Genomic DNA, 14,760 nt, shown 5'->3' with positions numbered 1-14,760 from the left:
CTTAATCTCAGTAGAATAAGCAAATACAACAACGATGAGCAATGTAATGCTTATGGCTGTTAAAGATTTAGCAATTTGGTTAGTTGCTCTCGCAATTATCATCCATACAGTTGAAGAAGGCTGGCTACCCGAATATCAAAAAGCAACCTCAAAGTCGCAAGTAGTGAAATCTACTCGCTTCTTTATGCTGGAAAATTCAATTATTTTTATCTTTGTGATTGCCTTAGCCATCGTTGGCTGGCGCTTGCCGATTCTCAGCGGTATCTTGCCTGCAATAGGGCTGACCCACCCATTCTTAGATCATGTGGGATTGAGTTGGAAAAGCCATAAGCTGCGACCTGGGATTTGGACAGGACTCTTTCTGATGGTGCCCTTCAGCATCTGGACCTACAGCCTAGCCAACACCCATGATCTCTTCAAATTGTATGAGTTAGTCATCAGCGGGGCAGTCGGATTAGCGATCTCGATCGGGTTGTATTGGATGGTTGTTCAAGACATGAAAAGTCTGTCTAAGTGACCCAAAAATAATTTGCTGGGTTGCCTTTGTAACCTATCCAACTGCCATGTGTAACCGAGGACCTCAAGCGTAATTTAGGGACACTCTAAACTTTCGCGGGTGGAGACACCTGTCACAGGATTAACACCATCGGCATATTCACACATCATCGCGACCTGATCTCGGTCTAAGAAGGCATAAGAAAAATCAGCCCCTGTAATGGTGGCCTCATAAAAACGACTGCTGGTGAGCATGGCATCCGTAAAGATGGCATTCGTTAAATCCGCTTCATTAAAGAGAACGCGATCGGCGAAGGTCTCTGTTAAGTCAGCCCCCGTTAAGTTAGATCGCTGAAAGGTCGCCATCGTTAAGATAGTGCCTTTGAGATTGGCACCTTCTAAGTTGGCTTTCAACAAAATAGCGCCAGCTAAAGAAGCCCCTTCAAAATTTCTGTTGGCGAAATCTTCATAACGGAGGTCCGCAAAGGTAAAGTTTTGGGCACCGTCTTCTGCCCAAGTGGGCTGACTGTCCAATATAAAGCAGGAGCCAACTAACCAAAATACGGCAAAAACAACTGAAATAGCGCGTAACCAAGGCTTAATTCTTGGGTTCATCAATTTTTATCAGACCAAATTTTTCTGTTCACTCTTTATTTTCGCATTTGTTCGGGGTAGTGGTTCGGCGGGGTGGCTGACATCACACTGTAACTTTGCCAGATCTGGAACTATTTTGAGGATGGTTGGCAGAGAGGGCAAGGCATAGTGCAGTGGCTTTTCGACATCAATTCTTAAATGATTTAGAACTCAGTCACTTCAATAAGGACCGGGCATCGTACCTACATTGATGTGGAAGCTCTCCTTCTGAGATGCTAAGACAATAACGATGGTATGGACAGCAGGCTTTTATGGTTGGCTCCTCTTATGAATATCAGGTAGGAGGGAGCTTACCTGCTGATGCCCCCTCTTATGTGGCCCGATCTGCTGATCAGGAACTGTATGACAAGCTGAGGGCAGGCGAGTTCTGTTATGTCCTCAATTCCCGGCAGATGGGGAAATCTAGCTTGCGGGTCCAGGTAATGCAACAGCTCCAGGCAGAAGGCATTACCTGTGCAGCCATTGAATTGACCCAAATGGGTAGCCAGCAGATTACGCCAGATCAATGGTATGCCGGACTGATTCGCAGTTTAGTCAGTAGCTTTCAGTTGAGCGATCGCTTTAATTTACGGCAGTGGTGGCGAGACCAAGCTCTGCTATCTCCAGTTCAAAGATTTCATACCTTTATCGAAACCATCCTGCTAGTGGAATGTACGGGAAAGCTAGTCATTTTTATTGATGAAATTGATAGCGTTCTGCGGTTGCCCTTTAAAGATGATTTTTTTGCTGTTCTGCGCGCCTGTTATAACCATCGAACGGATAATGGGGCTTATCAGCGGTTAGCGTTTGTCTTGTTGGGAGTTGCCACCCCTTCGCGGTTAATACAGGACAAGCAGCGTACCCCCTTCAATTTGGGACATGCCATTGAGTTAAAGGGCTTTCAAGTAGCAGAAGCCCAGCCTTTAGTAGCAGGACTCACTTCCCAGACACCGCAGGCCCAAGCTGTTTTACAAGCTGTACTGTCTTGGACGGGAGGACAGCCGTTTCTGACGCAAAAAATCTGTCAGATGATTGCCCAGTCAGCGGCTCAACTGCCGACTCAGTCTGCAGAGATAGAGCAGTGGGTAACGCAGTTTATTCAGGACAAACTGCTCGCCAATTGGGAGGCTCAGGATGAACCTGAGCATTTGAGAACGATCCGCGATCGCATCCTCAGTAACGAACAATACGCCAGCAAAGTGCTCGATCTCTATCAGCGAATTTTGCAGCAAGGCTCCATTAAGGCAGATGCCAGCCCAGCCCAAGTCGAGCTGCGTTTGTCGGGGCTGGTTGTCAATCGATTAGAGAAATTGGTTGTCGCCAATCGAATCTATGCCCAGATTTTTGATTCAGACTGGGTGGAGGATGTGGTGGCTAGTTTGCGGCCATCCTTCTATGCCTCCGCCCTCCGCCAATGGCAACAAAGCCAAGCCAAATTTCTATCAGGTGAACAATTACAGGCTGCACAGCAATGGTCGATTGGGAAACAGCTTAGTGATGAAGACTATCGTTATTTAGCGGCCTGTCAGCAAGCAGAAGCCGATGCCATCCTAGCTCAGGCCCAGCGACGGGCAAGGCGAACGGTGTTGACGGGGTTGATTGCGTTGGTGGGGATTGCCGTATCAGCAGTTGCGATCGCATTCTGGGCCAGCACCTCCATTCGCAAAGCCCAAGAAGTCACCGCCATTGAGCGAGATGCTCGGCAAGCTTTGCAACAAGCCGAATTCAAGCAACTAGAAGCTCTACTCTTAGCTTTAAAAACAGCTCGCAAAATGCAGGACTGGGGCGATCGATCAGAGGCCTCCACCTTTCCCACCCTGACTCCACTCCTAGCCCTGCAGCAGATCTTGGAAGATATGCGGGAGCAAAATCAGATTCGAGGGCATCAGCGGGGGGTGACCAGAGTGCGTTTTACCCCGGATGGCCAACGCTTAATCACCGCTTCCCAAGATAAGGAAGTACGGCTCTGGGATTTGGAAGGCAACTTGCTGGCAAAAATGGTGGGGCATCGCTCAGGGGTAACGGATGCTTGTCAGAGCGGCACAACCCTAGTCACAACGGCAGCAGATCGTACCGCTCGGTTATGGGATTTACAGGGTAAACCCCTGGCAACGTTACCTCACCCCCAGCCCGTTAACGCTGTTAGCTGTCCACCCACCACAGAGGGAGTGATTGCCACCGCCACTAATGACGGCCAGGTTTGGCTATGGGACTCCAACGGTCAGTCTCTAGCCAATTTTCGTCCTCACCCTTCTGCCATTACGGCTCTTCAGTTCAGTCCTGATGGTCAATCCCTAGCCTCTGCTTCCTTTGATCAGACCGTCGAAATTTCCAATCTCCAAGGCCAGCGAATTTTAAAGATTCCTGTAGGGCATGGACCGGTTCGCAGTCTCCACTGGCGGCCCGATGGTCAAGCTTTAGCCACTGGCTCCTATGATGGCTACCTGCATCTGTGGAGTCGCCAAGGCAAATTAATCCGCAGTTGGAATGGCCATCGTACCCAGGTGTTTAGCGTCGTTTTCAGTGCCGATGGCAAACAACTGGCCTCAGCCGCTGCGGATCGCCTGATCCACATTTGGGACTCGGAGGGGGAGCGATTAGAAACCCTAAAAGGTCACCAAGACTGGGTGAGAAGCGTGCAGTTTAGTCCCGATGGCAAATGGCTAGTCTCTGGTTCCGAAGACTACACCACCCGTTTATGGAATTTGCGTCAGAAAGGCCCTGTACAGATCCTCAAACATGCTCGCCCTGTGCTCAGTCTCAGTTTTATGTCCCCAGATCCAGCCATGGTGACGGCTGGCGGCGATCAGTTTATTCGCATATGGGATAAGTCAGGGGAAGAACGGCTGCGCATAGATGCCCATGCCGGCCGAATTTGGGATATTACTCAAAAGGGAGAGTATTTGGCCACTGCATCTGGTGATCGCACGGCTCGTGTCTGGTCGAAGACTGGAGACTTAATCACTGAATTGCGAGGGCATCAGTCGGAAGTATTTGGCGTCAGTATTGATCCAACTGCCCAGCGCATCGCCACAGCTTCTAAAGATGGCACCGCCCGACTGTGGGATTGGCAGGGGCAGCCTTTAGCGATCTTGCGTGGTCACCGCAGTCCCGTTTGGAGCGTTACCTTTAGTCCTACGGATCCGATTGTAGCGACGGCCTCTGCGGACCAAACGGTCCGTCTCTGGTCGCTGGCGGGCCAAACCACTGCCATCTTAGAAGGACATCAAGGCCGAGTATGGACGGTGCAGTTTAGTCCCGACGGGAAATCCTTGGCCACAGCGTCCGATGATGGCACGGCAAGGCTATGGGATTTGGAGGGGCAATCTCTCGCCAAGTTTGAAGGGCATCGAGGGGCGGTTCGTGGCGTTCGTTTTAGTCCTGATGGCCAATCTCTAGCTACGGTTTCCGAAGATGGCACCTTACGATTATGGGAATTACAGGGTCGTCAACTGGCGGAATTTAAGCATGGCAACAGCCGTTTGTTTGACCTCAGCTTTAGTGCCGATGGCCAGTTTGTGGCCACGGCATCAGAGAATCGAGGCGTAAAGGTTTGGGCAATTGAAGCCTTGAGTTTAGACAAACTGTTGACCAGAAGTTGTGAGTGGTTGCAGCTCTATCTCAATAACCCCACAGCCAATTTGCTCGATCAAGAACGTCAGCTATGCACGCCCAGCGAATCTGTCAGGAATGATTAACCCAATCTCTTGAAATGGCCACTCTTCCTTGCTGTTTCTGATTTTTGTTGCTTTGCACAACAAGTCCAGCTATTTTGAGAAGACATCATTTGTGAGCTGATAACACGAACAGCAAGCAGCTACCCCCCATTACATCCGTTGAAGATGACTCAGGACAACTCATTCTCCTTAGCTGCTCTAGACATAATGAGTACGCAGTCCATCATCTTAATCGCAGAGCATGATCGGGCAACCAGCGATACTATGGCCCAATGTCTAGAGAAGGATGGTCATCTAGTGATTACAGCCTCTAATGGGGAAGAGTGTCTGGACGCTTATAAAAACATGAGGCCTAATCTTGTGCTGCTAGATGCCATGATGCCCAAAATGAACGGGTTTGAATGTTGCCAACAACTTCTGAAATTAGCAGGTAGTGCTAATACCCTCATCCTAATGATCACGGGGTTGGATGAGGAAGCCTCTGTAAATTTGGCTTTTGAGAGTGGCGCATCTGACTTCATTACTAAACCTATTCGCTGGCCTATTCTGAAGCAGAGTGTGCGTATCCATCTTGAGAATAATCGACTTAAAAGACAACTAAAAAAGGCGAATCAAAAACTGATCCAACTTTCCTCGGAGGATGAGTTAAGGCAGCTGACCAATCGGCAATTTTTTCTAAAGCAAATCCAAGTTGAATGGCTACGGATGGTAAGAGAGGAATCTCATTTATCATTGATGATTTGTGATATCGATGGCTTCGAAACTTACAATGATACCGATGGCCATATACAAGGCGATCAGTGCCTATCCCAAGTCGCTAGTGCCATCAGTCAATGTCTAAAGCGTCCGGCTGATCTTACAGCCCGATATGGTGGAGGGAAAATTGCAGTCCTTCTCCCTAGTACGTCTTTAGAGGGTGCTATTCATATAGCTGAGAAAATTCGAGGGTCTGTCGCCGCTCTGGCTATTCCCCATCAATCTACTTCCTTCTCTGATATCGTCACCATCAGCTTGGGAATTGCTAGTGTGCTTCCTTGTACTCAATTGATAGGGGCTGGAAGCTTTTACCAGTCCGCAGATAAAGCCTTATATCGAGCCAAGGCTGAAGGCGGTGATCGGGTGGTGGTGGGTACTCCACTAGATTGATGCTGCTGTATCTTGCCGATCTTCTCCAACACCCCCTTCACTATCCCGTCATACCAATTTGTATAGCTCCTCGACTCCAGGTGGAAGACCGAATGGAAGATGACGGGTTGGGTGTTCAGAATCAGTGCCCTATTTTTAATCGACTGGCAACGATCAATCCTGCAGGGAAAGGACGACAATACCTAGCCTTTGCTCGGTTTCGACTCTTCGATGTGTTTCAGTTGCTTGCTCCATCGGGTAGAACATCAGGTGTCCCATATCGTTCGTACACAATGGCTTTCATGGGTTTCATCTGATTACTATGATCAGAGGCAAAAGTCAGCTTTTTCTTGACAATAGACTTTCAATATATGAAAAGAAATCTTGGAAGATGACATGGAAAAGCTCTAGATTTATGTTTCATATTATTAACCTCTTTATTTTTATTTAAGGAGTTTAAGAGGCTTATAAATAAAGGGTTTGAAAGGCTGAGTTTTTTTACCTGATCAAAATGATCCTTATTTGGGAATAACTGAGATTGGAAATACACCCTCTTTGGGCTATACCAAACGGTTACAAAAGCTTTCACTCCCCTGCGAGAAATTGCAGGGGATTTTTATCTTTTTATTGATTGCAAGGGTATTGATTAAACACAGTGAGGTCAAGGCTTTTAGGCGTAGATCTACTCATTCATATTGCGGTAGGTAGCAACGGCGGAAGGAGAGATTTGGTTCAGATAGCGGAAAATCCAATACTTGAACACTGTATCCAGCATGACCGGAAAAGTGGCAATAAACATATTGATGAAATTGCGATCCTGGGGCAGGCCAAAATGACCCAGAACACTTTCAACAATCACTTCCCAGCCGTGAGGAGAGTGAAATCCGACGAATACGTCTGTAAATAGAATGATGATAAAGGCTTTGGCACTGTCACTCAGCCCATAAATAATCTCATCGAAAAAAGATTTGAGAATCGCAATCTTTTGACGATTGAGCAAAAAGTAGATCGCTAAAGCAATCAGCGAAAATAAATCTGAGATGGCATTTTTTAAGGGTTGCCGTAAATCCCACTGATATTCTTCTTTAAGGTCGGCCGCTTTGGCTTTGAGTTGGGATTGAATCTCGGCAGGGGAAAGGGAGATGGGACTGGTTAAACTTTCAAATTTGAGTCGTTCTTCAAAGCGGGATAACTCAGTCAGGACCTCATTTTCAATTTCAGGATTAATCCGAATTTCAATTTGTTCTGGGCCTTTTAATTTGTCTACAAAGGGACCAATGACCAAGTTTTTGGACACTTGCTGGGTGAGCAAGGGGACAATCATTAACCCTAAGACAAAACTAACCGCGGCCCTGGTTCGTACCCTAGAATTGCGAAAGTCATTGAGGATGTCGTCTTCAGTCCCTGGATCCGGGTTTAATTCTTTGCGGAAGCGGGTGGCTGTACGCAGAATTGACCGGGGAATAAAGCTACTGCTGTCTAACTTGGAAGGGTCATCGGAAATGTCATCTGAGGTGAATTCCGATTCATACAGAGAGTTCTGAACCGACTGAATGGGAAGTGGCTGAGGAGCATTTTTCTTACTCTCTGAGCCAGGTTTCTGGGTAGAAGGTTTAGACCCTTTAGTGGCTGCAGCCGCTGCTTCTCGTTGAATGGAAGCCGATCGGTACCGTTTCAGCACGGCATCGATAAACGCTAATTTGTCTAATGCGCCTTGAGCATCGACGGAGGGCGAGACGAGTTCTGAACTGTACTCCTTGGAGGTGACATCGTACTCATCGGTGAAATCAGTGGTGTCTGGAGTGTCTATAGGGGTGGGAGCTGGAGGGATGCTGGGGGGCTTGAGCTTGTCGGCGACTTCGACCACTAGGGAGCTGGACTTGAACTCTCGTAAGCGGGTTTGGATAAATTGGAGATTCTTTTGGACTTCTGTCTGGAAGTAGTTGGTCATCACACTTTCCGTTCGGATGCGGAGCGGAACGGGCTGACCTTTAAAATGCTTTTTCTCGATTTCTTCGATGGCGCGAGCTGCTTCATAGGCACCGTCTAAAGCTCGCTGGGGAGTCTCCCGATACCATTGCTCAACAAATTTAAGCGAACGCCTAAATGGGTTTGGTGAAGAAGAACTCATGATTGCCCTACTCGATGCTGCAATCTGGGGGTATGGGTCATGGGGGCATGATGTCCTGAGACGTTATGTAAGCAAAACCTACCAGAATTAAGACATAACCTCATAATAGGTATGTCGTATAGTAGCAAATTTGTTTCTCGCTGACTTCTGTTCCTATTTGGATATCGGGTCCGGTTCGTAGCGGTAAGACCACCGCGCTGATTCAGCATCTAGTGGACTGGTCTAATCAGTCTCCTGCAATCGGAGGAGAGACCGCTCAGCCTGCAGTAAAAACGGCCCTAGTTTTTGCCGTGAATGCCGATAATCGCCAGGTATTGATGCCTGGGATTGCCCAAGCCACTACGGGCAAAATCATCGTCCAATCCACGACCCCCCTGGGCTTCTTCGAAAATGAGGTCATGCTGTTTTGGCCCCTGGTGATCAAAGCTTTGGGATTACAGGCCCAATTCCCTCTTCGCCTGCGCCCGGAAACAGAACAAGAGCTAGCCGCCCAGTTTTGGCACACAGCGCCTTGGGAGGAACTGCAAGAGCTAGAAAATATGTCTCCGGATCGGTGGGTACGACAAATCTTGGATTTACTCCAGCTTGCCGCTTTTGGCGGTATTGCCTTAGAGGACTTACCTCGCCGCTTGGAGGATGGCTTAGGGGAGCTGAAGTGTGACAGGGCTTTAACTGAAACCATTGCTCAAATGTTGATGGATTGGCGGGATTGGTGTTTGCAGCAGGGCTTGCTTACCTATGGCATTCTCACGGCTTTGTACTGGCGCTATTTGTTACCCGATCCGGCCTATCAAGACCATTTGTTACAGCGATATCAAGGCGTGTTTGCGGATGATGTGGATAGCTATCCTGCCATTGCCCGAGACATCTTTCAGGTATGGCTGAATCATGGAGAGCTGGGCGTCTTTAGTTTTAATCCCAATGGTGCGATTCGTTTGGGGTTAGGGGCCGATCCTGAATGTTTAGCTGGGCTAAGGGATGTCTGCCAACTGCAAACTTTACATCAGGATTTTACGCTTTCTTTAGGAGCTGTTCTAGGCCATAACATCGTCGCCTTTGTGAGTGGAGAAACCTTTGAGTTACCGGAACCGCTGACTTGTTTGCAGACGAGTTCCCGCGCCCAGCTTTTACGTCAAACTGCCGATCAAATTATTGAAGCGATTGAGTCTGGGCAGGCTCAGCCAGAAGAGATTGCTGTGATTGGTCCCGGTCTCGATACGATTGCCCGCTACACCCTGATCGAAATTTTGACGGCCAAAGGGATTCCCGTTGAATCCCTCAAGGATCAGCGCCCCCTCAATAGCTCTGCTATCATCCGGGCCTTATTGACCCTTTTAACCCTGGTCTATCCTGGGTTAGGCCGCCTTGTCGATGCAGAGCAGATTGCCGAAATGCTGGTTGTACTCACCCATCAGCGGTCTCCTTCCCTAGCTAGTGCGGCTGGCATTATCGATCCTGTGCGCGCCGGATTACTCGCCGATTATTGCTTTCAACCCCATCCCGATCATCCACAACTGCTGCCCATCCAGACCTTCCCCCGGTGGGACCGTTTGGGACATCAGGCCACCACAGCCTACAACAACCTGCTGAGTTGGCTTGATCAACAACAAAAAGGCTCAACGACGCCACAGCCCTATCTCACCCTAAATCCCGTGTTTATTTTGGATCGCGCCATCCAGGAATTTTTGGCCCCCCATGCCCTCAGTTACGATCAGCTCTCGGTGTTGCGGGAGCTGATGGAGACGGCTCAGCATTATTGGCAGGTGGACGAGCGCTTGCGGCAGACCCAAACTCGCCATCCTCCTCTGCCAGAAACCGTCGGTCAGTTTATTCAGCTCCTGCGACAAGGCACCCTAACGGCCAATCCCTTTCCAGTGAATCCCAATGGCCAACCCCGACGGGCCGTGATGCTGGCGACGACGTTTCAGTATCGGATGGCGCGGCAGGTCCATCGCTGGCATTTTTGGTTAGATGCGGGTTCGGCCCTGTGGCATGGCGGTGGAGCCGTGATTCTTTGGGGTGCGCCTTTTTGTCTGCGTGACTGGTCTGGGGAACCTCTGACGGTCGAAGAGGAAATGAATAATGACCAGGCTCAGTTGCGGCGACTGTTGTTAGATTTATTGAGCCGAGTCACGGAAAAGGTGTTTCTCTGTCATAGTGACTTATCTGTTAGTGGACAAGAACAGGTGGGGCCATTGTTACCTTTGGTTGATGCGTCCACTCCCCTAGTGGATAATGACTCACAAGTTCAGAGGGAACAGGTGGATGAAGCCAATCCTGACGTTGTTAAGGTCTAAAAGTCTCCAGTCTTCGGTGCAGCTATGCTTGGCTGCCCTTGGCTTCATGGGATGGGTAGAACCTGCAAAAAGTGAGTTTCGCAAGATACCCGTGACGTCAGTGGAGTCCTGTTCTGTACCCTTGGCAGGAGCAGAGGATATCTCCTATTCCTGTCGCCTGTACCGCGATGCCAATGCTAAACTGCCGGTGTGGGAAACGGCCTTGGGATTTGAGTTTGGTCGTTTAAATTATCGGCAATGGCAGCAGTTGGTAACCACCTACGCGACTTGGCATAATCGGCGAAATTTAGCGTATTACGATCGCGATCGCAACTACAATCTCATGGACTTCATGCCCCCGGCCATACAGGCTTGGAACCGACACCGGTTTCACGAACAAAACCTTACGCCTGCCAGCCCCCCGACAAAACTCGCTGCCAACTGTTGGGGCACCCTCTACGAAATCTTGCGGTTGGCAAAGCAAGACAATCCACCCGCCCCCACCCTATTTGTGACCGATAGGCACCCCATGTTGCAAACATTGCGGCAGGGGTCCATGAAGATCCAGGCCACCCCTCAACCAGGAGACATTGTGTTGGTGTACCACCAGCATGGCAACCGCACCTATCTAGACCATGTTGCCCTAGCGATAGATCAGCAGCTTTATTTTGAAAAAGCAGGAGCTGGTAATGATGTTCCCTATCGTTTGATTGATCGTCAGGCCCTTGAACAGATATGGAACCCAGATATTTACACGTTTGAGTACCGCCGCCCTTACGCCCATCAACAATGGCACTCCCCAGAGCAAATCTTCGGGAAGGAAGGAAATCAATTTATCGTCCATGGAGACTCCTTAGCCCAGTCGAGTCCTAGGGAGAACCTCTCTCAGTCTTTGCCGGGGCCCATGACCTATTTTGCGTTAGTGTCTTGATTTATTCGCCATGAGCTGGAATAGCTGAAATGCTCTGATAATAGAGAATTCGGAGCACTCCTTGATGAACATTTCCCAACGTGAGCAGCAGATTATCCGTATCCAGTCTCAAAGTTCATATGCCTCTATTAACAAAGCTTTAGAAGCAACCCTGCGCCTTGAGGCTAACCGAGTTACCCAGATAGCAGTAGAGTCAGCACTAGACGAAGAAGTCCAAGCTTATCTATCAGAGCTTCAAGGGACTCGCCCTCGACGTTCAGGCTATTATCAGCGGGTTCTTGATACCCAGTACGGCAGGATTGCTCAACTATCTGTCCCGAAACTACGGAAAGGGAATGCAGACCGAGAGTGGAAGATTCTAGAGCGTTACCAACGAGCCCTCGGTAGCCTTCTAGAGTTTTGCCTGGGCTTGTATGTCATGGGTTTATCGCTTCGAGACTTGCAAGAAGCTCTCTATGAGATCCTGGGAGCAGTTTTATCCGTGAATGCCATTAACCGGATTACTCTCAAAGCTCAGAAGCAAATGCTCCAAAGTCGTCAAACTCGTCTTGAGAAAACCCCTTTTATTCTGATTGTTGATGGAGTGTGGGCGAGTGTTCAATGCGCCTCCGAAGACTTTTGGGAAGACCAAGCTGGACATATCCGGAAGCTACGTCGTGCGGAAGACCGAGTCATCTTAGTGGCCATGGCGATATGGCCAGATGGGACACAAACCGTTCTTCATTACGAAATGGCTGTCCAAGAATCTGAGGCAGCCTGGCTACTGTTCTTTGAGCACCTGCGGCACCGAGGATTGCAAACCCATTTGGTGAAGCTGATTGTCAGTGATGGCACCACTGGACTACCTAAGGTAATTCGCGCTCTGTTTCCCCTCGCACAACATCAACGATGCATTACCCACAAGGTTCGAGCGATGCTCCGGCATTTGGGCTATGAGCAATTGCCACACCTGGATGCTCAAGGACAAGAACTCTCCCACTCTGAAGCAAAGAAGCTGCGATATTCACAAATTAAACACGATGCCTATGCTATCTATAAAGCGCCAGACTGGGAAGAAGCGATTGTGACGTTGCTCGTGTTTGCACAGAAATGGACAGACCTTGAACCCGATGCTGTTAGAACCTTCATCAAAGATTTTGCCCTGACCTTGAGTTTCTATGATTTTGATGAATCCCTTCATTCGCTGATTCGTACTTCCAATGCGCTAGAAAGGCTGTTCCGGAAATTCCGAACCAAGGCTGACGAAATTGGTGCTTTCCCAAATGAGGAGAGCTGTTTAGCGATTTTCTTTCTCGTCTCTCGTAGGGATCATGCCAAGCATGATCGCCTCAAAAACCGTGGCGAATAAATAGGGACACTAACTATTTTGCGATGAAGCAACTTCCTGCCTTGGTCAAAGTACAGGGACGATTTCGCTTGTCACCAACAGCCTATGATCCTCAAGGGCTGGCGGCAGATGACAACACCAGTGAGTTCTGAATTAGATCTGTTGATTATAAAAAGAGCAACAACAACAGAAAAATACAGACGAATGCCCATAGCACCTCAGGTTCAAGTTTAAATCCATGAGGCGATGAGGATTGGCTAGGGGGAAGAGTAAATCTAAGGGAGGATGAGGTCACGGATTTTTTCATAAACAAACAAGGTACCGAAACGCCCAGTGCATCAATCTTGGTCTTTTGGACTGAGACATAGCCTTGGCTTTGATAGAGCGCGACAGCGGTTAGGGAAGAGAAGACTTCAATAGTCGGCCGCTGTTCAGCCAGAGCTCGACGTTCAAAATACTGCAGTAACTGCGTGGCAATTCCTTGACGAGTGTGATCTGGATGCACATAAATCCCTAAAATTTTGGTGCTACAGAGGCTAAAGGCAATGAAACCAACCAGATAATGATCTTTCTGTGCCATATAGATCAGCTCCTGTTGGCCTCGCCATTCATGTTGAGATTGGACAATGGCATCTACTTGGGCAGGGCTGTAATCTCTGCTGCATAGCCTTTGGATCGCTTGTTGCTGAATATCGAGAACCTGCTCCATGTCTGCAGGGCGAGCCAACCGAATATTGAGATTCATCAAAATGGACGGGAGAAAAGTCGGTCTCCTTCTAGAATTCCCGCATTGAGGCAATTCTAGATCAACAATTGACCGATCTGAAGTCTGATGGAACCTGTAGGCTGATTCTTGGAAATAGGGAATATTACAGTATGGAGAATGGTGTTGAGCATTCAACACGCTTCTTTGATGATTTCGTTGCCGCGAGATTGACCTAACATCCTCTAAGAGAGTGAGATGCATGCCCCGTTCAAAAGACCAATTTTTGGTATTTGGTTCTCCCGCCATTAAAGAGGCAGAGATGCAAGAAGTCATGGCCAGCATGAAAACGGGTTGGTTAGGTACCGGCCCTAAGGTGATGCGGTTTGAACAAGATTTTTGCACCTATAAAAGTAGCAAACATGCGATCGCAGTCAACTCTTGCACCGCTGCCCTGCACCTCAGTATGTTGGCGGCCTGTCTTCAACCTGGCGATGAAGTGATCACCACACCGTTAACCTTCTGCGCCACGGCGAATGCCATTATCCATGCGGGGGGTGTCCCGGTCTTGGCAGATGTCGATCCGGTCACCCTGAATATCGATCCGGTTCAGGTCGAAGCCAAAATTACCGATCGAACCAAAGCCATTATTCCCGTCCATTTTGCCGGTCGTCCCTGCAATATGACTGCCCTCTGCGAGTTAGCCCAGCGATATAGCCTGGTACTGATTGAAGACTGTGCCCATGCCATCGAAACGGAATATCAGGGGCGCAAAGCTGGTACCTTTGGTAGCTTTGGCTGCTTTAGCTTCTATGTCACCAAAAACATCACCACGGGGGAAGGGGGCATGATTCTCACCCAAACCCAAGAAGATGCGGATCGAATTAAAGTGTTGGCCCTCCATGGCATGAGCCAAGATGCCTGGAAACGATTTAGTGATGATGGCTATAACCATTACCAAGTGGTAGAAGCAGGGTTTAAGTACAACATGATGGACATTCAGGCCGCCATCGGTATTCATCAGCTGCAGCGGGTGACTCCCTATTGGCATAGACGGCAGCAAATCTGGCAGCAGTACAATCAGACCCTTGCCGATCTGCCCCTGACCCTTCCCGCGCCTCCAGAGCCCAATACTATTCATGGGTATCACCTCTACACCCTCCTCATTGATGAAAGCCAGACGGGGATTAGCCGTGACCAGTTCTTGGTCGCCATGCATCGTCAACATATTGGCACTGGTGTTCACTATTTGAGTCTGCCGGAGCATCCCTACTATCAACAACGGTTTGGCTGGCAACCTCAGGATTATCCCCATGCCACCCGCATTGGTCGGCAAACCGTTAGCATTCCGTTGTCCGCTAAATTGCTAGACCAAGACGTTGAGGATGTTGTGGCAGCAGTCCATCAAAGTCTAGATGCCTCTGCCATCGCGGCCTGATTCTGCTCTTTTTACAGCGTTCTG

11 protein-coding genes are annotated in these 14,760 nt (G+C 48.9%); 8 read left to right on the top strand and 3 right to left on the bottom strand.

Features of this window, described 5'->3' with window-relative positions; genetic code table 11:
* The first annotated feature begins 52 nt into the window (after window positions 1-52).
* Complete coding sequence (locus tag I1H34_RS05455; RefSeq protein WP_249369831.1) at window positions 53-517, top strand: HXXEE domain-containing protein; 465 nt, start codon at window positions 53-55, stop codon at window positions 515-517.
* 74 nt (window positions 518-591) lie between these two features.
* Here the strand turns inward: I1H34_RS05455 and I1H34_RS05450 are convergent, their stop codons facing one another.
* Window positions 592-1,110, bottom strand: coding sequence for a pentapeptide repeat-containing protein (locus I1H34_RS05450; protein ID WP_212664702.1), 519 nt, complete (start codon window positions 1,108-1,110; stop codon window positions 592-594).
* A 290-nt stretch (window positions 1,111-1,400) separates the two neighbouring features.
* On the opposite strand from I1H34_RS05450, the gene I1H34_RS05445 reads away from it, so the two are divergent.
* The 3 genes from I1H34_RS05445 to I1H34_RS05435 all read left to right on the top strand — a co-directional run bounded on the left by I1H34_RS05445 (window position 1,401) and on the right by I1H34_RS05435 (window position 6,247).
* The gene (locus tag I1H34_RS05445; RefSeq protein WP_212664701.1) at window positions 1,401-4,826 is read left to right on the top strand and encodes a WD40 domain-containing protein; all 3,426 of its coding nucleotides are present in this window, start codon (window positions 1,401-1,403) and stop codon (window positions 4,824-4,826) included.
* A 186-nt stretch (window positions 4,827-5,012) separates the two neighbouring features.
* Entirely contained in the window at window positions 5,013-5,951 is a 939-nt protein-coding gene (locus I1H34_RS05440) for a GGDEF domain-containing response regulator (RefSeq protein ID WP_212664700.1), read from the top strand.
* The gene (locus I1H34_RS05435; RefSeq protein WP_212664699.1) at window positions 5,951-6,247 is read left to right on the top strand and encodes a hypothetical protein; all 297 of its coding nucleotides are present in this window, start codon (window positions 5,951-5,953) and stop codon (window positions 6,245-6,247) included. Before I1H34_RS05440 ends, I1H34_RS05435 begins: the two co-directional genes overlap by 1 nt.
* A 365-nt stretch (window positions 6,248-6,612) precedes the next feature.
* Here the strand turns inward: I1H34_RS05435 and pxcA are convergent, their stop codons facing one another.
* Window positions 6,613-8,061, bottom strand: a complete 1,449-nt coding sequence (gene pxcA / locus I1H34_RS05430; protein ID WP_212664698.1) for a proton extrusion protein PcxA — start codon at window positions 8,059-8,061, stop codon at window positions 6,613-6,615.
* 212 nt (window positions 8,062-8,273) lie between these two features.
* Here pxcA and I1H34_RS05425 point away from each other — a divergent pair, with 212 nt between their 5' ends.
* From I1H34_RS05425 to I1H34_RS05415, 3 genes are all read left to right on the top strand, one after another.
* A complete protein-coding gene (locus tag I1H34_RS05425; RefSeq protein WP_249369829.1) occupies window positions 8,274-10,358 on the top strand; it encodes a recombinase family protein in 2,085 nt (694 codons plus the stop codon).
* Window positions 10,327-11,268, top strand: a complete 942-nt coding sequence (locus tag I1H34_RS05420; protein WP_249369827.1) for a hypothetical protein — start codon at window positions 10,327-10,329, stop codon at window positions 11,266-11,268. The genes I1H34_RS05425 and I1H34_RS05420 overlap by 32 nt, the downstream gene beginning before the upstream one ends.
* A gap of 64 nt (window positions 11,269-11,332) precedes the next feature.
* Window positions 11,333-12,616, top strand: a complete 1,284-nt coding sequence (locus I1H34_RS05415) for an IS256 family transposase (protein ID WP_212661567.1) — start codon at window positions 11,333-11,335, stop codon at window positions 12,614-12,616.
* Between the two features lie 145 nt (window positions 12,617-12,761).
* Here the strand turns inward: I1H34_RS05415 and I1H34_RS05410 are convergent, their stop codons facing one another.
* Window positions 12,762-13,340 carry a GNAT family N-acetyltransferase gene (locus tag I1H34_RS05410; protein WP_212664697.1) on the bottom strand — a complete coding sequence of 193 codons (579 nt, stop codon included), beginning with the start codon at window positions 13,338-13,340 and terminating at the stop codon, window positions 12,762-12,764.
* Between the two features lie 220 nt (window positions 13,341-13,560).
* Here I1H34_RS05410 and I1H34_RS05405 point away from each other — a divergent pair, with 220 nt between their 5' ends.
* Entirely contained in the window at window positions 13,561-14,736 is a 1,176-nt protein-coding gene (locus I1H34_RS05405; RefSeq protein ID WP_212664696.1) for a DegT/DnrJ/EryC1/StrS family aminotransferase, read from the top strand.
* The last annotated feature ends 24 nt before the right edge of the window (window positions 14,737-14,760 follow it).

Source organism: Acaryochloris marina S15, assembly GCF_018336915.1.
Taxonomy (GTDB): Bacteria; Cyanobacteriota; Cyanobacteriia; order Thermosynechococcales; family Thermosynechococcaceae; genus Acaryochloris; species Acaryochloris marina_A.
This window is presented reverse-complemented; position numbering and strand designations above follow the sequence as displayed.

Excerpts from the sequence above, each read along its gene's own strand:
- I1H34_RS05455 (WP_249369831.1), top strand. The coding sequence starts at position 53 with ATGGCTGTTAAAGATTTAGCAATTTGGTTAGTTGCTCTCGCAATTATC.
- I1H34_RS05450 (WP_212664702.1), bottom strand. The coding sequence starts at position 1,110 with ATGAACCCAAGAATTAAGCCTTGGTTACGCGCTATTTCAGTTGTTTTT.
- I1H34_RS05445 (WP_212664701.1), top strand. The coding sequence starts at position 1,401 with ATGGTTGGCTCCTCTTATGAATATCAGGTAGGAGGGAGCTTACCTGCT.
- I1H34_RS05440 (WP_212664700.1), top strand. The coding sequence starts at position 5,013 with ATGAGTACGCAGTCCATCATCTTAATCGCAGAGCATGATCGGGCAACC.
- I1H34_RS05435 (WP_212664699.1), top strand. The coding sequence starts at position 5,951 with ATGCTGCTGTATCTTGCCGATCTTCTCCAACACCCCCTTCACTATCCC.
- pxcA (WP_212664698.1), bottom strand. The coding sequence starts at position 8,061 with ATGAGTTCTTCTTCACCAAACCCATTTAGGCGTTCGCTTAAATTTGTT.
- I1H34_RS05420 (WP_249369827.1), top strand. The coding sequence starts at position 10,327 with ATGAAGCCAATCCTGACGTTGTTAAGGTCTAAAAGTCTCCAGTCTTCG.
- I1H34_RS05415 (WP_212661567.1), top strand. The coding sequence starts at position 11,333 with ATGAACATTTCCCAACGTGAGCAGCAGATTATCCGTATCCAGTCTCAA.
- I1H34_RS05410 (WP_212664697.1), bottom strand. The coding sequence starts at position 13,340 with ATGAATCTCAATATTCGGTTGGCTCGCCCTGCAGACATGGAGCAGGTT.
- I1H34_RS05405 (WP_212664696.1), top strand. The coding sequence starts at position 13,561 with ATGCCCCGTTCAAAAGACCAATTTTTGGTATTTGGTTCTCCCGCCATT.